We start from the raw sequence: 21143 nt of genomic DNA, 5'->3' as shown, positions 1-21143 counted from the left end.
GGCACCGGCTAGGGCAGCAGCCAGGACCGCTTGGCGGGCGTCCCCGCGGCGGTGCCCCCGGAGCCCTGCAGTTTGGCGACGGCGGGGGCGGGCAGGGCCTGGTCCCAGACCTGCACGTCGGCGATGGCGCCGTCCCAGAAGTCGCTCCAGTCGGACTTGTAGCGGGTCCGGCCGAGCTGCAGGCCGCCGGTGGTCTGCCAGATCCCGGTGACGGGGGTGGCCTGCTGGAGCGCACCGTTGACGTACAGCATGATCTTCTTGGCGGCGGCGTCGTAGACGCCGGTCAGCAGCGTCCACTGGCCGGTGGGCGGGGTGCCGGTGCCGAAGGCCTGGTAGGTGGTGTTGTCCTGGGCCCCGGCGGCGGTCTGCACCTTGAAGACCCACTGGTTGTGGGTGCCCCAGTAGTCGCGGCCCAGGTAGAACGAGTAGTAGCTGTCGCTGCCCTGGGTGATCACGGCCCGGCCGCCGGTCGGTGCGTTGTTGCGGACCAGCGCGGAGACCGTGAACGACTTCGAGGTGTCGACCACCGGGCTCTGGCTGTCCGCCCAGCCGATGCCGTTGCCGTAGAGCACCATGGTCGGCCCGCTGTGGCCCTCGGTCGGGCCGATCGCCGTCCCGCTGCCCAGCAGCAGCCCGGGCAGGGTGCCGGCCGCCGGGGAGCTCTTCCCGGGGCCGGGGCTCGCCTTGGCCGTGGCCTTCCCGCTCGCGGCGGGCGAGGCGGCGGCACTGCCGGACGGGGCGGGCGAGGACGCGGCGGAGGCGGACGGGCCGGCGGACGCGGCGGGGTCCGTCGCCTCCGGGGAGGCCGTCCCGTCGGGCTGGAGGGTGACCGGCGGGGCGGGCCGGGCGTCGGTGCCGGGGGACGGGCGGGTGACCACGAGGGCGGTGGCGACCAGGCCGCCGACCAGGGCGACCACCGCGGCCCCGCCGCCGATCCGGAGCATCCGGCGGCGGCGTTCCTCGCGCTCCCGGGCCTCGGCGAGCGCGGCCCAGTCGGGCGTCGAACTGGTCACCGGCGGCAGGTGGAACGGCCCGCCGCCACCGGGGCCGCCGGGCCCCGGTATTCCCCCGTCAGCAGTCATGCGCGAATGCTAGTGCCACGTCCGGCGACCATTGCCCGTCGCGGTCCCGGAACCTCGTCCGACCTCCGGGAACGTCCGGACCCCGGAGCCGCTGCGGGCGTCCGGGGTCCGAGTGCCGAGGGGGCGTCAGGCGTCGACCGGCTCGGCGTCCTCGGCCGGGAGGGCCTTGACGGACTCCAGCAGCAGCTGGGCCACGTCGACCACCTTCAGGTGCTCCTTGGCGGCGCCCTCGTTCTTCTTGCCGTTGACCGAGTCGGAGAGCATGACCAGGCAGAACGGGCAGGCGGTGGAGACGATGTCCGGGTTCAGCGACAGCGCCTCGTCGACCCGCTCGGTGTTGATCCGCTTGCCGATCCGCTCCTCCATCCACATCCGGGCGCCGCCGGCGCCGCAGCAGAAGCCGCGCTCCTTGTGGCGGTGCATCTCCTCGTTGCGCAGGCCGGGCACCTTGCCGATGATCTCGCGCGGCGGGGTGTAGACCTTGTTGTGCCGACCGAGGTAGCACGGGTCGTGGTAGGTGATCAGGCCCTCCACCGGGTTCACCGGCAGCAGCTTGCCCTCGTCGATCAGGTGCTGCAGCAGCTGGGTGTGGTGGATCACCTCGAAGTGGCCGCCGAGCTGCGGGTACTCGTTGGCGATGGTGTTGAAGCAGTGCGGGCAGGTGGCGACGATCCGCTTGGTGGGGGCGTCCTCCAGCGCGGCGTTCAGGGTCTCCACGTTCTGCGCGCCGAGCATCTGGAACAGGAACTCGTTGCCGAGGCGGCGCGGGGAGTCACCGGTGCAGGTCTCCTCCTTGCCGAGGATGGCGAACTTCACGCCCGCGGTGTGCAGCAGCTCGGCGAAGGCCTTGGTGGTCTTCTTGGCCCGGTCCTCCAGGGCGCCGGCGCAGCCGACCCAGTAGAGGTACTCGACCTCGGCGGGGTCGATGTCCTCGCCGATCACCGGCACCTCGATGCCGGTCTCCTTCTTGAGCTCCTTGACCCAGTCCAGGCGCGCCTTGGTGGCCAGGCCCCACGGGTTGCCCTTGTTCTCCAGGTTCTTGAGCATCGTCCCGGCCTCGGTCGGGAAGCTGCTCTCGATCATCACCTGGTAGCGGCGCATGTCGACGATGTGGTCGATGTGCTCGATGTCGACCGGGCACTGCTCGACGCAGGCGCCGCAGGTGGTGCAGGACCACAGCACGTCCGGGTCGATGACGCCGTTCTCCTCGACGGTGCCGATCAGCGGGCGCTCGGCCTCGGCGAGGGCCTCCGGGGACACCCCGGCCAGCTGCTCGGCGGTGGCCTTCTCGGTGCCTTCCATGTCCTTGCCGCCGCCCGCGAGCAGGTACGGCGCCTTGGCGTAGGCGTGCTCGCGCAGGCTCATGATCAGCAGCTTGGGCGAGAGCGGCTTGCCGGTGTTCCAGGCGGGGCACTGCGACTGGCAGCGGCCGCACTCGGTGCAGGTGGAGAAGTCGAGGATGCCCTTCCAGGAGAAGTGCTCGACCTGGGAGACGCCGAAGACCGCGTCGTCGGCCGGGTCCTCGAAGTCGATCGGGGCGCCGTTGCTGGTCATCGGACGGAGCGCGCCGAGGGCGACGCCGCCGTCCTCCTCGCGCTTGAAGTAGATGTTGAAGAAGCCCAGGAAGCGGTGCCAGGCCACGCCCATCGAGGGGTTGACGCCGATGGTGATCGCCCAGGCGAAGGAGATGCAGATCTTCAGCATCGCGAACAGGTAGACCAGGTTGACCAGGGTGCCGTGCGCGGTGCCGTGGAAGGCGGCGGCGATCGGGTACGAGACCAGGTAGGTCGCGGAGTACGAGTCGACGCCCTCCAGGGCGCCCTCCAGGCCGCGGAGCATCATGATGCACAGGCCGATGCCGAGGATCGTGTACTCGACGTAGAACGCCTGCCAGGCGATCGAGCCGGCGAACCGCGACTTGCGCCCGGCCCGGGAGGGCAGGCTGAGCAGCCGGATCACCATCAGGGTCAGGATGCCCAGCGTGGTCAGCGTGCCGATCAGCTCGACGAAGACGTTCCAGGGCAGCCAGTGGCCGATCACCGGGAGCGCGAACTCGGCATCGAAGAGCTGCCCGAAGGCGTTCACCAGGGTGAGCACCAGCGAGAAGAAGCCGACCGCGACGAACCAGTGGGCGACGCCCACGACGCCCCAGCGGTTCATCCGGGTGTGGCCGAGGAACTCCTTGGCCACCGTGCCCACGCGCTGCGCGGGCTGCCCGAACCGGGTGCCGTCGGCGGAGCCGGTGCGCACCACCTTGTAGATGTACAGCGCCGCACGGGCGGCGAGCGCGGTGCCGATCACGAACGTGACCAGCGAGATGACGATCGCTGCTAGCTGCATCGGCTCTCCGTCTCCAGCGGCTGGGTCGAAATGGTCTCCCGCAGAGTGTACTCAGCGGTAACTTGCACGGTCGACGCGCCGGACATTACCGCGCCCCCACACCTCCCAGAAGACGTTCCAGGTATGGCGGCAGTCACTGTGCCCGGACTCACCCGCCCGGAGCACACCGGAGGGGTCCGCCGGGGCGCCCGCGACATAAGCGCTCAGTAAAGTTGAGCAACACCGACTCAAAGCTGTTGACGATGCCGGATCGGTCATGCATCCTTGAGCCTGTACTGCTCAACTTCTCCCCCGGAGGTATTCACGATGGCACGCGCGGTCGGCATCGACCTCGGTACGACGAACTCCGTCGTCAGCGTTCTTGAGGGCGGTGAGCCCACGGTCATCACCAACGCCGAGGGCGCTCGGACCACGCCGTCCGTCGTCGCCTTCGCCAAGAACGGCGAGGTGCTCGTCGGCGAGGTCGCCAAGCGCCAGGCGGTCACCAACGTCGACAGGACCATCCGGTCGGTCAAGCGCCACATGGGCACCGACTGGAAGATCAACCTGGACGGCAAGGACTTCAACCCCCAGCAGATCTCGGCCTTCATCCTGCAGAAGCTCAAGCGGGACGCCGAGGCCTACCTGGGCGAGACGGTCACCGACGCCGTCATCACCGTCCCGGCCTACTTCAACGACTCCGAGCGCCAGGCCACCAAGGAGGCCGGCGAGATCGCGGGCCTGAACGTCCTGCGCATCGTCAACGAGCCGACCGCGGCCGCCCTGGCCTACGGCCTGGACAAGGACGACCAGACCATCCTGGTCTTCGACCTCGGCGGCGGCACCTTCGACGTCTCGCTGCTGGAGATCGGCGACGGCGTGGTCGAGGTCAAGGCCACCAACGGCGACAACCACCTCGGCGGCGACGACTGGGACCAGCGCGTCGTCGACCACCTGGTGAAGGTCTTCCAGGCCGGCCACGGCGTCGACCTGTCCAAGGACAAGATGGCCGTCCAGCGCCTCCGCGAGGCCGCCGAGAAGGCCAAGATCGAGCTGTCCTCCTCCTCGGAGACCTCGATCAACCTGCCCTACATCACGGCCTCCGCCGAGGGCCCGCTGCACCTGGACGAGAAGCTCACCCGCTCGCAGTTCCAGCAGCTCACCGCCGACCTGCTGGACCGCTGCAAGGTCCCGTTCCACAACGTCATCAAGGACGCCGGCATCCAGCTGTCCGAGATCGACCACGTGGTCCTGGTCGGCGGCTCCACCCGCATGCCGGCCGTCGCCGAGCTGGTCAAGGAGCTGACCGGCGGCAAGGACGCCAACAAGGGCGTCAACCCGGACGAGGTCGTGGCCATCGGCGCCTCGCTGCAGGCCGGTGTGCTGAAGGGCGAGGTCAAGGACGTCCTGCTGCTCGACGTCACCCCGCTGTCCCTGGGCATCGAGACCAAGGGCGGCATCATGACCAAGCTGATCGAGCGCAACACCACGATCCCGACCAAGCGCTCCGAGATCTTCACCACCGCCGAGGACAACCAGCCCTCCGTGCAGATCCAGGTCTACCAGGGCGAGCGCGAGATCGCGGCGTACAACAAGAAGCTCGGCATGTTCGAGCTGACCGGCCTGCCGCCGGCCCCGCGCGGCCTGCCGCAGATCGAGGTCACCTTCGACATCGACGCCAACGGCATCATGCACGTGGCCGCGAAGGACCTCGGCACCGGCAAGGAGCAGAAGATGACCGTCACCGGCGGCTCCTCGCTGCCGAAGGACGAGGTCAACCGGATGCGCGAGGAGGCCGAGCGCTACGCGGAGGAGGACACCAAGCGCCGCGAGGCCGTCGAGACCCGCAACCAGGGCGAGCAGCTCGTCTACTCGACCGAGAAGTTCATCGCGGACAACACGGACAAGCTCCCGGCCGACGTCAAGACCGAGGTCGAGACCGCCATCGGCGAGCTGAAGGAAGCCCTCAAGGGCGAGGACGTCGCGGCCATCCGCACCGCCACCGAGAAGGTCTCCACCACCGCCCAGAAGCTCGGCGCGGCGCTCTACGCGCAGGCCGACGGCGCGGGCGCGGCGGCCGGTGCGGCCGGGGCCGGCGAGTCCGCCGCCAAGGAGGACGACGTGGTCGACGCCGAGATCGTCGACGACGAGAAGCCCAAGGGCGGTGCCGCATGACGGAGAAGCCGCAGGGCGAGCAGCCCGGCGACGACTCCGCCGCCGAGGAGGCCGTGCTCAAGGCAGCCGAAGAGGCCGTCGCGGGTGCCGGTGCCGACGAACTGGCCGCCGCCAAGCGCGAGGCCGGCGAGCGCACCGCGGACCTGCAGCGCCTCCAGGCCGAGTACCAGAACTACCGCAAGCGGGTCGAGCGCGACCGGGCGACGGTCCGGGAGATCGCGGTCTCCAGCATCCTGGAGTCGCTGATCCCGGTGCTGGACGACATCGGCCGGGCCCGCGAGCACGGCGAGGTGACGGGCGGCTTCAAGTCCGTGGCCGAGTCGCTGGAGACGGTCGTCGCCAAGCTCGGGCTGCAGCAGTTCGGCAAGGAGGGCGAGCCCTTCGACCCGACCATGCACGAGGCGCTGATGCACAGCTACTCCTCGGACGTCACCGAGGACACCTGCGTGCAGATCCTCCAGCCCGGGTACCGGATCGGCGAGCGGATCATCCGCCCGGCGATGGTCGCGGTCGCGGAGCCCCAGCCGGGCACCCAGACCACCGGCGAGCCGGAGAACGGCAAGGCTGACGGTTCGTCCGACAGCTGAGTAGCATCCCCGTGCGCTGCGGAGTCGTACGTCGTCCAGTACGGCGGCCGGCTCCGCAGCGCCGTATCACGAGGTTCCGCGAACAGACGCGAACAGATCAGGCAGATCAGGCAGATCAGGGAGGTGGCGGTCAAAGGCCATGAGCGCTAAGGACTACGTGGAGAAGGACTACTACAAGGTCCTCGGCGTGCCCAAGGACGCCACCGCCGTCGAGATCAAGAAGACGTACCGCAAGCTGGCCCGGGAGTTCCACCCGGACGCCAACAAGGGCGACGCCAAGGCCGAGGAGCGCTTCAAGGACATCTCCGAGGCGTACGACGTGCTCTCGGACGAGAAGCGCCGCAAGGAGTACGACGAGGCGCGCTCGCTGTTCGCGGGCGGCGGCTTCCGCTCCAACGGGGGCGGCGCCGCCGGCGGGTTCGACTTCGGCGACCTGTTCACCAACGGTGGCGGCGGGTCGGGCGGTCTCGGCGACGTGTTCGGCGGGCTGTTCAACCGCGGCGGTCGGCAGACCGCCCAGCCGCGCCGCGGGGCCGACGTCGAGACCGAGGTCACGCTGAACTTCGAGGAGGCCGTCGACGGCGCGACCGTGCCGCTGCGGATGACCTCGCAGGCCGCCTGCCGGGCCTGCGCCGGCACCGGCGCGAAGACCGGCACCACCCCGCGGGTCTGCCCGACCTGCGTGGGCGCGGGCACCGTCAGCCGGGGCCAGGGCGCCTTCGCGCTCTCCGAGCCGTGCCGGGACTGCAAGGGCCGCGGCATGATCGTCGACGACCCGTGCACCGTCTGCCACGGCAGCGGCCGGGCCTCCTCGGCCCGCACCATGCAGGTCCGCATCCCGGCCGGGGTGCAGGACGGACAGCGGATCCGGCTCAAGGGCAAGGGCGCCCAGGGCGAGCGCGGCGGCCAGCCCGGCGACCTCTACGTCACGGTGCACGTCGACCCGCACCCGGTGTTCGGGCGCAAGGGCGACAACCTGACGATCACCGTGCCGGTGAGCTTCCCCGAGGCGGCGCTCGGCGGCACCATCGAGGTGCCGACCCTGAACGGCCCGGCCGTGAAGCTGAAGCTGCCGCCCGGCAGCGCCAACGGCCTGACCATGCGGGCCCGCGGCAAGGGCGCCACCCGCAAGGACGGCACCCGCGGCGACCTGCTGGTCACCGTGGAGGTCGTGGTGCCCAAGCACGTCGAGGGCGACGCGCTGAGCGCACTGGAGCAGTACCGCGAGGCCACCGCCTCGGACGACCCGCGTGCCGCCCTGTTCAAGGCGGCGGAGGGAGCGTGAGACCCCGATGAGCCCCCACCCCGACAGTCCCCGCGACGGCCGGATCGGCCCCGGCCTCGGCGAGGGCCTGCCCGGCCCCGGCCGGGCCCGCGCCGCCGCCCCGCCGCCCTACGTCCTCACCGAGGACACCCCGGTCTACGTCATCTCGGTCGCCGCCGAGCTCTCCGGCCTGCACCCGCAGACGCTCCGCCAGTACGACCGGCTCGGCCTGGTCTGCCCCGACCGCACCGCCGGCCGGGGCCGACGCTACTCCGCCCGGGACATCCAGCAGTTGCGCGAGGTGCAGCGGCTCTCCCAGGACGAGGGCATCAACCTGGCCGGCATCAAGCGGATCATCGAGCTGGAGAACCAGGTCGCCGCCCTGCAGGCCCGGGCCGCCGAGCTGGTCGACGCCCTGGAGAGCGCCGCCGCCACCCTCCAGCAGCGCGAGGCCGCCGTGCACGCCTCCTACCGCCGCGACCTGGTCCCCTACCAGCAGGTCCAGCAGTCCAGCGCCCTGGTGGTCTGGCGGCCCAAGCGCTGATGCCCGCAGGACACCGATCGGCCGCCGGCACCACCTGTCCATCGGGGGGTGTCGGCGGCGGAGCTACGGTGAGAGAGTGCATCGGGCGAGCCGCCGACCGGATACTCGTACAACGACGGACCGTCTCCACCGGTCGCCGCTTAGGATCACCTCCACGTGCGAGTCCGGCGTCGTTCGAGCAAGGGCAGGGGCAAAGATGAGCAGCACTGAAGTGCCAGGTCTCACCACTGCGGGCCTCGGTGTCGTCACGGCTGAGGCCCGCGACCTCTACAAGACCGTGCTGAGCACTGCGGGCCGGGTGTTCCCCGCCTCCCTGGAGGCCCATCTCGAGGGTCCGCTCCGGGAGTTGCTCGACATCGGGCTGGTGGTGCCGGACGTCAACGATCCGGAAGTGCTGATCGCCGTCGACCCGCAGCAGCTCACCGCGGGGCTCAGCACGGCCTGGCAGCGCAGCGCCCTGGAGCTGCTGACCCGGGCCGCCAGCCTCCCCGCGGACCTCCACGACCTGGTCCAGGCGTACGGCAACACCTCTCCCGCCCACCAGGGCGGCGGGATGGTCGAGCACCTGTCCGGGAAGACCGAGATCAACCGTCGGCTCGCGGAGTTCATGGAGCAGGCCAACCACGAGGTGCTCAGCGCCCAACCCGGTGGCGGGGCCCGCGCGTTCCCCGCGGCGGCGGCGATCGCCCTGGACGTCGGCATGCTGCGCCGCGGGGTCGCCCGCCGGACGATCTACCAACCCAGTACCCGCTATTCGGCGCCCACCCGCGAATACGTCGCGGCGATGACCAAGGAGGGCGGCGAGGTCCGGACGCTCGGTGAACCGTTCACCCGGCTGATCGTCGTCGACCGCGCCGTTGCGATCATTCCCTTCGACGGCAACACCGAACGGGCCGCCATCGTCCGGGACGAAGCGGTGATCGCCTATCTGGTGAATTCCTTCGAGATCTGCTGGGAACGCGCGATCCCGTTCCTGGGCGGAAATGAGGTACCGCCCGAAGTCGTGTCCCGACTGCGGCAGAACATCATCCGGATGCTGCTCCAGGGCGTCGGGCACCGCGTGATAGCCAGAAACCTGGGCCTGAGCGAACGCACCCTGGCCCGGCACATCGCCGAACTGCGCGAGGAATACGACGCGGAGACGCTGTTTCAGCTCGGCTGGAAGCTCGCCGAGGGGCATCGCACCATGCCGCTGTTCGACGTCGAAGGACCGGACGAGCAGTAGCCCGCGGACCCGGTCAGGTCCAGATCACGTCCGAGGAGAGGTTCTGCAGCTTCACCAGGCTCGGCGCGGCCGGCGCCGCCTGTGCGGGCCCCGGCTTGGTGCCCGTCCAGATCACGTCGGCCTGAGCGGGAGCTGCCCCGGCCAGCGCCACCGCCATGACGAGGAAAACCGAAGCCACGAATCGGCGCATTCTGCGCACGAGACCACTCTCCCTTCTGCAGACCGGTCCAATCATGCCAATCCGGCTCGATCGGCCCATATCGTGTCCAAGCGTACGACGCTCAGTCAAGTAGGCCCAGACGAACGCCAGAACACCGTGGACAACTATCGCAGACCGGACCATCGTCGCGCAGTGCCCGACCGTGTCATCTCGCTGCCAGGCAGCGAGATGACACCGGACAGCAGTGGACGGTCGCCCCTCGTGACCGACACGATCAGTCCACCATCGATCGGCAGAGGGCAGGCCCGCCACGAGGGAACCGAAGAATGGCATGGGCGCGCCAATTACCGAGACGATAGCGGATGCTCAGCGGCATTCCCAACAACGAATGCCTGCCCGGTCCCACACCCCGGGCAGGCCCTTCCCCCGGAGTCGACATGACTGAGTCCGACCTGCGACACCACCTGACCGGAAGCAGCGAAGGACGACGCGCACGGGTCTTCCTGGCCGCGCCGCTGATGCGGCTGACCGGGCCGGCCGACAGTGTGGTGACGCTGGCCAGCCGGACCAGGCTGACGACGCTGCGGAGCACGCTGCTGGGCAGCGGGGCCGCGGTCTACAGCGCGCACCACAGCGACGCGTGGACGGTGGCCGGGCGGGCGCCGGAGCCGCGGGTGCCCTCGGACTTCCGGGCGATGCAGAGCGCGGACCTGGTGTTCGCGTACATCGGCGCCCCGCTGTCGGCCGGCGTGAGCCTGGAGCTCGGCTGGGCCTCGGCGCTGCGCAAGCCGATCGTGCTGCTGGTGGACGAGGCGATCACCCACAACCCGCTGATCGCCACCATCGAGCAGGTCGCTCCGGTGCTGCCGCTGGTGTTCGACGACACCTGGTCGCAGGAGGCGCTGCACCACACCGTGGAGACCGCGCTGGACTGGGCCGGGATGGCGCTGTCGCTGCGCGGCGGCTTCTGGACCGCGCCCGGCGACCAGTTCCCGCGCCCGCGCCGCGAGCACACCGGCCCCTACGGCTTCTGGTCCCCCGAGATCGCCACCGGCTGACCCCGCGTCAGCTCCCGGCGGCTCCGTCCCGCGGCCCCTCGGCTCCCCGCATCTGCCAGCCCAGCTGGAAGAGGGTCTCCGCGTCGTGGAGTTCGCGCAGCCGGGAGATGTGCGCGGCGACGGTCCGCTCGCCCAGGCCCAGCCGGGCGGCGATGGAGCGCTGGGTCAGCCCCTGGGCCAGCAGCCTCCCGACCTGTTCGTGGACCGGCACCGTGCCCTCCCCCTCCAGGCCCGCGGTGCCCCACTGGATGCGCTCGGCGCGCTCCCAGTCCCGCTCGAACGCGTCGACCAGGAACGAGACCACCGCCGGATCCTCGACGAACGCCGCGCTGGAGTTGTCCGCCGAGGCCGGGACGACCGCGATCCGCCGGTCGAAGACGATCATCCGGCTGAACGGCTCGCTCAGCGTGCGGAACCGGCCGCCCCAGCCGGTGACCTCCTCCGCCCAGCGCACCGTCGGCTCGTCCAGCAGCGCGGTCGGCTCGTAGACCGTCCGGATCGTGCCGCCCCGTTCCAGGAAGCGGCGGGTGCGCTCCCGGGCCCCCGCCAGCAGCTCGGCCGGGCCGGCCCCGCCGGGGTGCAGGGACAGCTCCTCCTCGTACGCCTCGCTCGCCAACTGCTGGACCCGGCGCCGGATCTCCTCGGTCCGGTCGACGTGCTGCACGACGCTGGAGCGGTCCGCGCGGCGCGGGGTGGCGTAGTAGGCGTGGGTGAGGTCCTCCAGCAGGGCCGGCATCTCCTCGGCCCGCAGCAGCATCCGGGTGCCCTCGGCACGCAGCTCGGCGCTGATCCGGTCGCTCACCGCGCGCGGGTTGACGGCGGTCAGGGTCTGCGCGGCGGCGTCGTGGACCATCAGGCCGAGCTCCAGCAGGCGGAGCACCCCGGCCGGGTCCTGCTCGACCGCCTCCCGGAACGCCACCCGGCCGCCCTGGTCGAGGATCTCCTGGTACAGCCGCCGCTCCGACTCGCTGGGCAGGGCGGCTCCGCCGGTCTCGCTCACTGGTCCCCACTCCCTCTCAACCGTCCGCCGCTGCGGGCGCCATTCCGTCCGGTGGTTCCGCCCGGCCCTCCGGCGCCCCGTGCACCTGCCGACCGAGCTGGAACAGGGTGTCCGCATCGTAGAGCTCGCGCAGCCGGGCGATGTGCCCGGCCACGGTCCGCTCGGACAGGCCGAGCCGGTCGGCGACCGCCCGGTGGGTCAGCCCGGCCGCCAGCAGCGGCCCGAGCTCGGCCGGCCGCCGGGCCGCGCGCCACCCGCCCGCCCCGGGCGAGCACTTCGCGGTAGAGCTCCTGCTCCCGCTCGGTCAACAGACCGCTCACCGCTCCTCCCCCCGCATCAGCCAGCCGAGTTGGACCAGCGTCTCGGCGCCGTAGTGCTCGCGCAACCGCGCCAGGTGGGCCGCGACGGTGCGCTCGGAGACGCCCAGGCGGGTGGCGACGGCCCGCTGGGTCAGCCCGGCGGCGAGCAGACCGGTCAGTTCCGCGGGCACCCCGGTCTCGCGCGGGGTGCCCACCACGGCCTGCCAGTCCACGTGCTCCGACCGGGCCCAGTCGCGTTCGAAGCGGTCGACCAGGGTGGCGACCACGGCCGGGTCCTCGACGAAGGCCGCGCTGCCGGCGTCGACCCCGGTGGGGATGACCGCCACCCGGCGGTCGAAGATCAGCAGGCGGTCGTAGGGCTCGTCGAGGACCCTGGTCTGCCCGCCGAGGCCGTCGACCGCGGCGCAGTACTCGGCGGTCAGGGGATCGGTGCGGGCCCCGGGCTGGTAGATGGTGCGCAGCACGATCCCGGCGGCGAGGAACTCGCCCGCCTGCACCAGGGACTGCTTCAGCAGGTCGTGCGGTCGGGCGCCGCCGGGCGGGGCGGCCAAGCGCTCCTCCCGCATCTCCGACTCGACCTGCACGATGCGGTGGCGGACCTGCAGGTTGTTCCCGATGTGCCGCACCACGTTGGTCGGCTTCTGCCGGGCGGCCAGGGACTCGTAGCCCTCGGTCAGGTCGGCGAGTTCGGCCGCGACCGCGTCGGCCCGGGCCAGCGTCCGGGCGCTGTCCTCGCGCAGGCCGGCGGAGAGCCGGGCGGCGGCCGTCTCCGGATTGACGACGTTCAGCAGGTCGCCGAACTCGTAGTGGAAGAGCAGGCCCAGCTCCAGCAGCCGCAGGGCGGCCCCGGCGTCCTGCTCCATCGCCTCGTGGAGCAGCACCCAGCCGCCCTGGGCCAGGATCGACCGGTAGAGCTCCTGCTCCCGCTCGGTCAGCAGACCGTTCACCGCTCCTCCCCGCGCATCAGCCAGCCGAGTTGGACCAGCGTCTCGGCGCCGTAGTGCTCGCGCAGGCGGGCCAGGTGGGCCGCGACGGTGCGCTCGGAGACACCGAGGCGGGTGGCGACGGCCCGCTGGGTCAGCCCGGCGGCGAGCAGTCGGATCAGCTCGGCCGGGACGCCGCTCTCGCGCGGGCGGCCGGCCAGGGCTTGCCAGTCGACGGCCTCCGACCGGGCCCAGTCCCGCTCGAAGCGCTCGACGAGCAGGGCAACCACCGCCGGGTCCTCGACGAACGCGGCGGTGCTGTCGTCGGCGGCGGCGGGGATGACGGCGATCCGGCGGTCGAAGATCAGCATCCGCTGGAAGGGCTCGTCCAGGACCTTGATGCGCTCGCCCGCGCCGGTGACCGAGGCCGCGTACGACACGGTGGGGCGGTGGGTGAGGGCGCCCGGCTGGTAGATGGTGCGCAGGACCACGCCGAGGGACAGGAAGTGCCGGTCCCGGATCAGGGCTTGGCGCATGAAGCGGGTGGGGCGGGCGCCGCCGGGCTGGGAGGCCAGGGTCTCCTCGCGCATCTCCGACTCGATCTGCAGGATGCGGTGCCGGATCTGCTGATGGGTCACCACGTGCTGCACCTCGTTCGACCGGCCGATCCGGCGCGGGGTGCTGTCGTACGCCTGGGTGAGATCGTCCAGTTGGGTGGTGGCCTGCTCGGCCTGGACCAGTTTCCGGGTCGCGGCGCTGCGCAGTTCGGCGCTCAATCGGTCACCGGCCGAGCGCGGGTTGACGGCGGTCAGCGACTCGTCGACGGAGTGGTGCGCCAGCAGCCCGAGCTCGATCAGCCGCTGCGTCGCCTCCGGGTCCTGCGTCATCGCCTCGCGGAGCATCACCCGGCCGGCCCGCAGGACGTCGAGGTAGAGCGCCTTCTCGGCGGGGGTGGGGGGTTCAGTCACGGGGCTCGCCTCCGCGCATCAGCCAGCCGAGCTGGAACAGGGTGTCGGCACCGTGGCGTTCGCGGAGGCGGGAGAGGTGGCCGGCGACGGTGCGTTCGGAGAGGCCGAGCCGGTCGGCGACGGCGCGCTGGGTGAGGCCCTGGGCGAGCAGGCGGCCGACCCGGTCGGCGGCGGCGCGGGACGGGGCGTGGTCCAGCATGGTGCGCCAGCTGACCCGTTCGGCGCGGGCCCAGTCGCGGTCGAAGCCGGCCGCGATCATCGCCACGGTGGCCGGGTCGGTGATCACCGCGGCCCGGCTGTGGTCCTCCGCGGCGGACACCACCGCGACGGCGCGGTCGAAGACCAGGGCGCGCTGGAAGGGCTCGTCCAGCAGGCGGACCTCGCCGCCGGCGGTGGTGAGGGCGTCGGCGTAGTGGATCGCGGCGGGTTCGCCGAGCACGCCGGGGCGGTGCAGGGTGCGGATCCGGCAGCCGCGGGCGAGGATCGGGAGCTCCTGCTGGAGCGAGGCCTCGAAGGCCGAGGCGGCGGGCTGGCCGGGGTCCGCGGTGAGGACCTCGTCCCGGGCGTCGGAGCAGAGCCGGGCGATCCGGGCCCGGATCTGCTGGTGGCCGATCACCTGGACGTCCGCGCCGAGCGGCTGCATCGGCCGGGGCACGCTGTCGTAGGCGTTGATCAGCCGGTCGAACGCGGCGGGGAGCCGTTCGGCCCGGTCGAGCAGGCGGGCGGCCTCGGCGTTCATCTCGGCGCCGAGGGTCTCGGTGACGAACCGCGGGTCGACGGCCAGGTAGGTCTCGCCGATGCCGTCGCGGACCAGCAGGCCGGTGCGCAGCAGTTCGTCGAGGTCGGCGCGGCGCTCCGCGGGGACGGCGCGGGCGGCGATCCGGCCGCCGGCGTCCAGGACGTCGAGGTAGAGCCGCCGGACGCCCTCGCCGATCGGGGCGGGGGCCGGCGCGGGCGGCGGTGCGGGTTCAGTCACGGGGCGCTCCGCCGCGCATCAGCCAGCCGAGCTGGAACAGGGTGGCGGCGCCGTGCAGTTCGCGCAGCCGGGAGATGTGGCCGGCGACGGTGCGCTCGGACAGGCCGAGCCGGTCGGCGACGGCGCGCTGGGTGAGGCCCTGGGCGAGCAGGCGGCCGACCCGGTGGACGACGGTGCGGGTCAGGGCGCGGGGGTCGAGGCCCTGCCAGTGGACCTGCTCGGCGCGGGCCCAGTCGCGTTCGAACCCGGCCGCCAGGTAGGCGACCGCGGCGGGGTCCTCGACGAAGGCGGCGCGGCCGTGGTCGTCGGCGGCGGGTATCACGGCGACCCGCCGGTCGATCACGATCATGCGGAGGAACGGCTCGTCCAGGACACGCAGTCGGGCGCCGTGCCCGGCCATCGCGGCGGCGTGCCGGACGGCGCTGTCCTCGGTGAGTGCGACCGGCTGGTAGAGGACCCGCATCATGCCGCCCCGACGGAGCATCAACCTGTCCTGGGCGTGGGCGAGTTCGAGGACGGCGGGGGCCCGGAGGCCGGGCTGGGCGCTGAGCAGTTCCAGCCGGCAGTCGGCGACCAGTCCGGCGATCCGCAGCCGGATGTCCTCCTGGCCGTCCACGTAGACGGGCCGCCGGGCCCGGGCGGCGGGGCGGGGGACGGCGTCGTAGGCGCGGGCGAGCGGGTCGAGGGCGCCGGGCAGCCGGTCGGCGTCGAGCAGCAGCCGGGTGGCCCGGGCCCGCATCTCGTGGCCGAGCCGGGCGACGACGGAGCGCGGGCTGACCGCGACGTAGCAGCCGTCGATCCGGTTGGGCAGGACCAGTCCGATCGCCACCAGCTGTTCCAGCAGGGCCCGTCGGCGTTCCGGGGAGGTGTCGGGGAGGACGGGGCCGGGGTCGTCGAGCGGAATCCGGCCTCCGGCGGCCAGCACGGCCAGGTAGAGGCGGGCGGCGTCATCCTCGGGCAGCGCGCAGTCCGGGGCGGGTCCTGGCGCCGTTCCGGGTCCTGGGTCGGACGTCCGGTGGTCCGCTGCCACGTCGAGCCTCTCCCTGCTCTGTTCCTCCGTCTGCGGATGATGATCGCAGCAAGGTCCCCGGCTCGACCGCGGGAGCCCCCGCGCAACGGGCGCGTCCCCCGGGCCGGGTGCCTTGCGGCATCCGGGCCCGAGGGACCCGCTCGTGTTACGCCAGCGTCCGAGCGCTCTCGGCGAGACGGAGCAGCAACGTCTCACCGAACCGGGTCCGGGAGCCACCACCACACGTGGCGTCCCGGCCGGTGCCCTCTCCCCCGTCGCGCAGATACGAACGCACCTGTCGCCCCCGCGCGAAGGGCCAGTCGCTCTCCGGGCTGCGGCGGCCCGCGACGACTTGGCGTGACTACACCCTCACAGCGCGGCGAACCTCGAACAAGAGCTCCCCGGCTGCAGGTTCCCGCAAGTGCAGGAACCTGCAGCAAACCGCGCCGTCCGGTGTCCGGAAATCCGCTTTCCCGGCCTTGCCCCCCTCCCCGAACAGGCATTCGGTCCCTGCCCGGCGGAACGCCGCGACCGGCCGAAATGCTGCGGCCGCGCACGGAATTCCCCACTCCTGCGCCGAATCCACAGATCCGGAATGCTCCGCCGTCGAAGTTCCGCGCACCACCGCGGCGCCCGCCCCGCACCGGCACCGCCGCGGCGCCCGCCCGCTACAGCAGCCGCCCGGCCCGCAGCCCCGCCGCCGTCCGGACCGCGGCCACCGACCAGGCCGCGAACAGCAGCAGGTAAAGGGCGGCGGCGAGCACGGTGAATCCGGCGAATCCGGTGTGCCGGGCCAGCGCGGTCGCGCCGGTGACCAAGGTGCCGACCGGAAAGGTGAAGGCCCACCAGGTCATGGCGAACGGCATTTCCGCGCGCAGCGCCCGCAGGTTGGCGGCCACCGCGACGGCCAGCCAGAGCAGCGCGAACCCCATCACGGCCACCCCGTACACCTCGGCCAGGCCGCGGGCGGCGGCCGCCGCGCCGGGTCCGGCCCCGGGCAGGGCGAGCGGCAGCGCGTCGGCGAACTGGTGGACGGCGGTGGTGGACTGGCCGAGCGGGCCGAGCACCAGGAACAGCGAGGGGGTCAGCACCAGGGCGGGCAGCCGGGTGTGCAGCAGGCCGCCGAGCACCACCGGGAGCAGCGCCAGGGTGGCCAGCAGGCTCGCGCCGAACATCGCCACGCAGCCGTACAGCAGGGCCTGCCGGGGCGCGCCCGCGGGCAGGTGCGGCACCAGCGCGGGGCCGAGCGCGGCGGACACCATGGGGGCGACCACCGGGAGCAGCCAGGTCGGGTTGGCCTCCAGCACGGACAGCCGGTACCGGGTGATCATCAGGTAGGGCAGCCCGGCCGCGACGGCCAGCGCGCAGCCGGTGCCGACGGTCCACAGCAGCAGGTCCAGCGCCAGCCCGGCCCGCTCGCCGAGCACCGGGCCGCCGACGGTCAGCGCGCCGTACCCGACGGCCAGCAGCGCCATCGGGGGGCAGCCGTAGAAGACGGCGGCGGCCGGGTCCTCCAGCAGGGTGCGGCGGGCCTGCTCGCGGTGCCTGGCCAGATGCACCGCGCGGGCCGCCAGCAGCACGGCGAGCAGCACCAGCGACAGCGTCCAGACCGCCTCGGCGAGCACCGCCCGCCCGGGCACGTCGACCGGGAGCGCGGCGGCGGCGTTGCCGGTGATCGCGGTGCCCATCACGACGGCGTACCAGTTCGGGCCGAGCCGGGCGAGGTCGAGGGAGCCCAGGCGGGCGCGGGGGGCGGTGAGGGTGGCCATGGCCCCACCGTCGCCCGGCGGGCGGGGCGGCGGTAGCGGTGCCGCCGCTATGGGGGCATAGCCTGGGCCTATGGGTCTCTCTCCGCACGTCCCGGAACTCGGCGCCCTGGAGCTGCTGCTCGCGGTGGCCCGGCTGGGCAGCGTCGGCCGGGCCGCCGCCGAGCTGGGCGTCAGCCAGCCCGCCGCCAGCGCCCGGATCAAGGGCATGGAGCGGCAGATCGGGGTGCCGCTGCTGGAGCGCTCGCCGCGCGGCTCCCGGCCCACCGAGGCGGGCCGGCTGGTGGTCGAGTGGGCCCGGCAGGTGGTGGAGGCCGCGCAGGCGCTGGACGCCGGGATCGACGCGCTGCGCGGCCGCCGGGACGCCCGGCTGCGGGTGGTGGCCAGCCTGACCGTCGCCGAGTACCTGATGCCGGGCTGGCTGCTGGCCCTGCACGAGGCCAGCCCGGGCACGGCGGTGACGCTGCGCACCGCCAACTCGCACGACGTCGCCGCCCAGGTGCTGGCGGGCGAGGCCGACCTGGGCTTCGTCGAGGGCACCTCCACCCCGTCCGGCCTGTCCGGGGCGGTGGTGGCCGCCGACCGGCTGGTGGTGGTGGTCTCCCCCGAGCACCGCTGGGCCCGCCGCCGCGCCCCGGTGACCGGCGCCGAGCTGGCCGCGACCCCGCTGGTGCTGCGCGAGGTCGGCTCCGGCACCCGGGAGGTGCTGGAGGAGGCGCTGGCCCCGTACGGCGGCCCGGCGGCGCCGCGGCTGGAGCTGGCCTCCTCGACGGCGCTGAAGGCGGCGGCGATGACCGGCGCCGACCCGGTCTGCCTGAGCGAGCTGGCCGTCACCGAGGAGCTGGCCACCCACCGGCTGGTCGCGGTGCCGCTGGCGGGCCTGTCGCTGCAGCGCCCGCTGCGCGCGGTCTGGCCGGCCGGCCAGCGCCCGGCGGGCCCGGCCCGGGAGCTGCTGGGGCTGACCCGCCGGGACCGTCCCGAAGCATTCACCAAAAGTTGAGCGGAATAGACTCAACTTAGTGCATGCTGTAAGAAGCAGAACCGATCGGATCCGAGGAGAGGGGTACGTCCGCAGTGGACGCCAGTAAGTTCACCAGCAAGACGCAGGAGGCGCTGTCCTCCGCCATCCGGCAGGCCGGCGCCGCGGGGAACCCGGACGTCAAGCCGGTGCACATCCTGCTGGCCCTGCTCGAACAGCCGGAGGGCCTGGCCCGCCCGCTGCTGCGGGCCACCGGGGCGGATGCCGCGCCGATCGCCGCCGCCGCCCGCCGGCAGGCCGCCGCGCTGCCCGCCGCGCAGGGCTCCACGGTCGCCGCGCCGAACCTCGCGCGCGACACCATGGCGGTGCTCGACGAGGCCGGCAAGCGCGCCGCCGACCTGGACGACCAGTACGTCTCCACCGAGCACCTGCTGGTCGGTCTGGCCGCCGAGGGCGGGGCGGTGGCCGACCTGCTGCAGCAGCACGGCGCCACCCCGAAGGCCCTGCTGGCCGCGTTCAAGGACGTCCGGGGCAGCGCCCGGGTCACCTCGCAGGACCCGGAGGGCACCTACAAGGCGCTGGAGAAGTACGGCTCCGACCTCACCCAGGCCGCCCGGGACGGCAAGCTCGACCCGGTGATCGGCCGGGACCAGGAGATCCGCCGGGTGGTGCAGGTGCTGTCCCGCCGCACCAAGAACAACCCGGTGCTGATCGGCGAGCCCGGCGTCGGCAAGACCGCCGTGGTCGAGGGCCTGGCCCAGCGGATCGTCGCGGGCGACGTCCCCGAGTCGCTGCGCGGCAAGCGGCTGGTCGCGCTCGACCTGGCGGCGATGGTCGCGGGCGCCAAGTACCGCGGCGAGTTCGAGGAGCGGCTGAAGGCCGTCCTGAACGACATCAAGGACTCCGACGGCCAGGTCATCACCTTCATCGACGAGCTGCACACCATGGTCGGCGCGGGCGCCGGCGGCGACTCCGCGATGGACGCGGGCAACATGCTCAAGCCGATGCTGGCCCGCGGCGAGCTGCGGATGGTCGGCGCGACCACGCTGGACGAGTACCGCGAGCGGATCGAGAAGGACCCGGCCCTGGAGCGCCGCTTCCAGCAGGTCATGGTCGGCGAGCCCACCGTCGAGGACACCATCGCCATCCTGCGCGGCCTCAAGGGCCGCTACGAGGCGCACCACAAGGTGGAGATCACCGACGCCGCGCTGGTCGCCGCCGCCACGCTGTCCAACCGGTACATCACCTCCCGCTTCCTGCCGGACAAGGCCATCGACCTGGTCGACGAGTCCGCCTCCCGGCTCCGGATGGAGATCGACTCCTCCCCGGTCGAGATCGACGAGCTGCAGCGCTCCGTCGACCGGCTGCGGATGGAGGAGCTGGCGCTGGAGAAGGAGTCCGACCCGGCCTCGGTCGAGCGGCTCGGCAAGCTCCGCCGCGACCTCGCCGACAAGCAGGAGCAGCTGAGCACCCTGAACGCCCGCTGGGAGCAGGAGAAGCGGTCGCTGAACCGGGTCGGCGAGCTCAAGGAGCGCCTCGACGACCTGCGCGGCGCCCTCGATCGGGCCCAGCGGGACGGCGACTTCGAGCGCGCCTCCAAGCTGATGTACGCCGAGATCCCGGCCGCCGAGCGGGAGCTGGCGGAGGCCCAGGACCGGGCGGCGGACGAGCCGAGCACCACCATGGTCAAGGAGCAGGTCGGCCCGGACGACGTGGCCGACGTGGTCTCCTCCTGGACGGGCATCCCGGCCGGCCGGCTGCTGGAGGGCGAGAGCGCCAAACTCCTGCGCATGGAGGAGGAGTTGGGCAAGCGCCTGATCGGCCAGCGGACGGCCGTCCAGGCCGTCTCGGACGCGGTGCGCCGCACCCGCTCCGGCATCGCCGACCCGGACCGCCCGACCGGCTCGTTCCTGTTCCTCGGCCCGACCGGCGTCGGCAAGACCGAGCTCGCCAAGGCGCTCGCGGACTTCCTGTTCGACGACGAGCGGGCGATGGTCCGGATCGACATGAGCGAGTACGGCGAGAAGCACTCGGTCTCCCGCCTGGTCGGCGCCCCGCCCGGGTACGTCGGCTACGAGGAGGGCGGCCAGCTCACCGAGGCGGTCCGCCGCCGCCCGTACAGCGTCGTACTGCTGGACGAGGTGGAGAAGGCCCACCCCGAGGTCTTCGACGTGCTGCTGCAGGTCCTCGACGACGGGCGCCTGACGGACGGCCAGGGCCGGACCGTGGACTTCCGCAACGTGATCCTGATCCTCACCTCCAACCTGGGCTCGCAGTACCTGGTGGACCCGGGCACCCCGGAGGAGCGCAAGAAGGAGCTGGTGCTGGAGACCGTCCGGCTGGCCTTCAAGCCCGAGTTCCTCAACCGGCTGGACGACATCGTGGTGTTCGACCCGCTGGGCACCGAGGAGCTCAGCCGGATCGTCGACCTGCAGGTCGACGCGCTCGCCCGCCGGCTGCACGAGCGCCGGCTCGTCCTGGAGGTCACCCCGGCCGCCCGGGACTGGCTCTCGCTCACCGGCTACGACCCGGCGTACGGCGCCCGGCCGCTGCGCCGGCTGGTGCAGTCCGCGATCGGCGACCAGTTGGCCAAGGAGATCCTCTCCGGCCGGGTGCACGACGGCGACACGGTGCTGGTCGACCGGGACGACTCGGGCGACCGGCTGGCGGTCGGGCCCAAGCCGTCGCTGCTGAAGTGACCCGCCGGGGGGGGGGGGGGCCCCGCGGCGGGGCCCCCCCCCCCCCCCCCCCCCCCCCCCCCCCCCCCCCCCCCCCCCCCCCCCGCTAC

17 protein-coding genes are annotated in these 21143 nt (G+C 72.8%); 8 read left to right on the top strand and 9 right to left on the bottom strand.

Going from position 1 to position 21143, the window contains the following annotated elements; all coding sequences use genetic code 11:
* Positions 1-8 precede the first annotated feature (8 nt).
* Complete coding sequence (locus tag ACIOHG_RS12825; RefSeq protein WP_400948975.1) at positions 9-1082, bottom strand: LamG domain-containing protein; 1074 nt, start codon at positions 1080-1082, stop codon at positions 9-11.
* A 126-nt stretch (positions 1083-1208) separates the two neighbouring features.
* The gene (locus ACIOHG_RS12820; protein ID WP_400948973.1) at positions 1209-3422 is read right to left on the bottom strand and encodes a (Fe-S)-binding protein; all 2214 of its coding nucleotides are present in this window, start codon (positions 3420-3422) and stop codon (positions 1209-1211) included.
* 306 nt (positions 3423-3728) lie between these two features.
* Between ACIOHG_RS12820 and dnaK the strand changes: the two genes are divergently transcribed.
* The 5 genes from dnaK to ACIOHG_RS12795 all read left to right on the top strand — a co-directional run bounded on the left by dnaK (position 3729) and on the right by ACIOHG_RS12795 (position 9196).
* On the top strand, positions 3729-5576 hold the full coding sequence (dnaK, locus tag ACIOHG_RS12815; RefSeq protein ID WP_400948971.1) for a molecular chaperone DnaK: 1848 nt from the start codon (positions 3729-3731) through the stop codon (positions 5574-5576).
* Positions 5573-6163: a nucleotide exchange factor GrpE gene (gene grpE / locus ACIOHG_RS12810; RefSeq protein WP_400706929.1), complete on the top strand. Its 591-nt coding sequence runs from the start codon at positions 5573-5575 to the stop codon at positions 6161-6163. Before dnaK ends, grpE begins: the two co-directional genes overlap by 4 nt.
* A gap of 139 nt (positions 6164-6302) precedes the next feature.
* Complete coding sequence (dnaJ, locus tag ACIOHG_RS12805; RefSeq protein ID WP_400948968.1) at positions 6303-7448, top strand: molecular chaperone DnaJ; 1146 nt, start codon at positions 6303-6305, stop codon at positions 7446-7448.
* 7 nt (positions 7449-7455) lie between these two features.
* Positions 7456-7971 carry a heat shock protein transcriptional repressor HspR gene (locus ACIOHG_RS12800; RefSeq protein ID WP_400948966.1) on the top strand — a complete coding sequence of 172 codons (516 nt, stop codon included), beginning with the start codon at positions 7456-7458 and terminating at the stop codon, positions 7969-7971.
* 196 nt (positions 7972-8167) lie between these two features.
* Positions 8168-9196, top strand: a complete 1029-nt coding sequence (locus ACIOHG_RS12795) for a hypothetical protein (protein WP_400948964.1) — start codon at positions 8168-8170, stop codon at positions 9194-9196.
* A gap of 13 nt (positions 9197-9209) precedes the next feature.
* Here ACIOHG_RS12795 and ACIOHG_RS12790 read toward each other — a convergent pair whose 3' ends face one another.
* Positions 9210-9374, bottom strand: coding sequence for a hypothetical protein (locus ACIOHG_RS12790; RefSeq protein WP_400948961.1), 165 nt, complete (start codon positions 9372-9374; stop codon positions 9210-9212).
* A 419-nt stretch (positions 9375-9793) separates the two neighbouring features.
* Between ACIOHG_RS12790 and ACIOHG_RS12785 the strand changes: the two genes are divergently transcribed.
* Positions 9794-10414, top strand: coding sequence for a hypothetical protein (locus ACIOHG_RS12785; RefSeq protein ID WP_400948958.1), 621 nt, complete (start codon positions 9794-9796; stop codon positions 10412-10414).
* 7 nt (positions 10415-10421) lie between these two features.
* Here the strand turns inward: ACIOHG_RS12785 and ACIOHG_RS12780 are convergent, their stop codons facing one another.
* From ACIOHG_RS12780 to ACIOHG_RS12755, 6 genes are all read right to left on the bottom strand, one after another.
* Positions 10422-11414, bottom strand: coding sequence for a LuxR C-terminal-related transcriptional regulator (locus ACIOHG_RS12780; protein ID WP_400948955.1), 993 nt, complete (start codon positions 11412-11414; stop codon positions 10422-10424).
* A 316-nt stretch (positions 11415-11730) separates the two neighbouring features.
* A complete protein-coding gene (locus ACIOHG_RS12775; RefSeq protein ID WP_400948952.1) occupies positions 11731-12681 on the bottom strand; it encodes a LuxR C-terminal-related transcriptional regulator in 951 nt (316 codons plus the stop codon).
* Complete coding sequence (locus tag ACIOHG_RS12770; RefSeq protein WP_400948950.1) at positions 12678-13625, bottom strand: helix-turn-helix domain-containing protein; 948 nt, start codon at positions 13623-13625, stop codon at positions 12678-12680. Before ACIOHG_RS12770 ends, ACIOHG_RS12775 begins: the two co-directional genes overlap by 4 nt.
* Positions 13618-14601, bottom strand: coding sequence for a helix-turn-helix domain-containing protein (locus ACIOHG_RS12765; protein ID WP_400948949.1), 984 nt, complete (start codon positions 14599-14601; stop codon positions 13618-13620). Before ACIOHG_RS12765 ends, ACIOHG_RS12770 begins: the two co-directional genes overlap by 8 nt.
* The gene (locus ACIOHG_RS12760; RefSeq protein ID WP_400948946.1) at positions 14594-15631 is read right to left on the bottom strand and encodes a helix-turn-helix domain-containing protein; all 1038 of its coding nucleotides are present in this window, start codon (positions 15629-15631) and stop codon (positions 14594-14596) included. The genes ACIOHG_RS12765 and ACIOHG_RS12760 overlap by 8 nt, the downstream gene beginning before the upstream one ends.
* A gap of 647 nt (positions 15632-16278) precedes the next feature.
* Complete coding sequence (locus ACIOHG_RS12755; RefSeq protein ID WP_400948944.1) at positions 16279-17379, bottom strand: C4-dicarboxylate ABC transporter; 1101 nt, start codon at positions 17377-17379, stop codon at positions 16279-16281.
* Between the two features lie 70 nt (positions 17380-17449).
* Between ACIOHG_RS12755 and ACIOHG_RS12750 the strand changes: the two genes are divergently transcribed.
* Positions 17450-18376 (top strand): LysR family transcriptional regulator, encoded by a 927-nt coding sequence (locus ACIOHG_RS12750; protein ID WP_400948941.1) that lies wholly within the window; start codon positions 17450-17452, stop codon positions 18374-18376.
* A gap of 74 nt (positions 18377-18450) precedes the next feature.
* Positions 18451-21054, top strand: a complete 2604-nt coding sequence (gene clpB / locus ACIOHG_RS12745; RefSeq protein WP_400948940.1) for an ATP-dependent chaperone ClpB — start codon at positions 18451-18453, stop codon at positions 21052-21054.
* Positions 21055-21143 lie beyond the last annotated feature (89 nt).

This window comes from Kitasatospora sp. NPDC088134 (assembly GCF_044741705.1).
Taxonomy (GTDB): domain Bacteria; phylum Actinomycetota; class Actinomycetes; order Streptomycetales; family Streptomycetaceae; genus Kitasatospora.
The sequence above is the reverse complement of the archived record's forward strand: the minus strand, read 5'-3'. Positions and strand labels throughout refer to the sequence as shown.

Bases quoted from the DNA above. Each gene is read 5' to 3' on its own strand.
- ACIOHG_RS12825 (WP_400948975.1), bottom strand. From the start codon at position 1,082: ATGACTGCTGACGGGGGAATACCGGGGCCCGGCGGCCCCGGTGGCGGC.
- ACIOHG_RS12820 (WP_400948973.1), bottom strand. From the start codon at position 3,422: ATGCAGCTAGCAGCGATCGTCATCTCGCTGGTCACGTTCGTGATCGGC.
- dnaK (WP_400948971.1), top strand. From the start codon at position 3,729: ATGGCACGCGCGGTCGGCATCGACCTCGGTACGACGAACTCCGTCGTC.
- grpE (WP_400706929.1), top strand. From the start codon at position 5,573: ATGACGGAGAAGCCGCAGGGCGAGCAGCCCGGCGACGACTCCGCCGCC.
- dnaJ (WP_400948968.1), top strand. From the start codon at position 6,303: ATGAGCGCTAAGGACTACGTGGAGAAGGACTACTACAAGGTCCTCGGC.
- ACIOHG_RS12800 (WP_400948966.1), top strand. From the start codon at position 7,456: ATGAGCCCCCACCCCGACAGTCCCCGCGACGGCCGGATCGGCCCCGGC.
- ACIOHG_RS12795 (WP_400948964.1), top strand. From the start codon at position 8,168: ATGAGCAGCACTGAAGTGCCAGGTCTCACCACTGCGGGCCTCGGTGTC.
- ACIOHG_RS12785 (WP_400948958.1), top strand. From the start codon at position 9,794: ATGACTGAGTCCGACCTGCGACACCACCTGACCGGAAGCAGCGAAGGA.
- ACIOHG_RS12755 (WP_400948944.1), bottom strand. From the start codon at position 17,379: ATGGCCACCCTCACCGCCCCCCGCGCCCGCCTGGGCTCCCTCGACCTC.
- ACIOHG_RS12750 (WP_400948941.1), top strand. From the start codon at position 17,450: ATGGGTCTCTCTCCGCACGTCCCGGAACTCGGCGCCCTGGAGCTGCTG.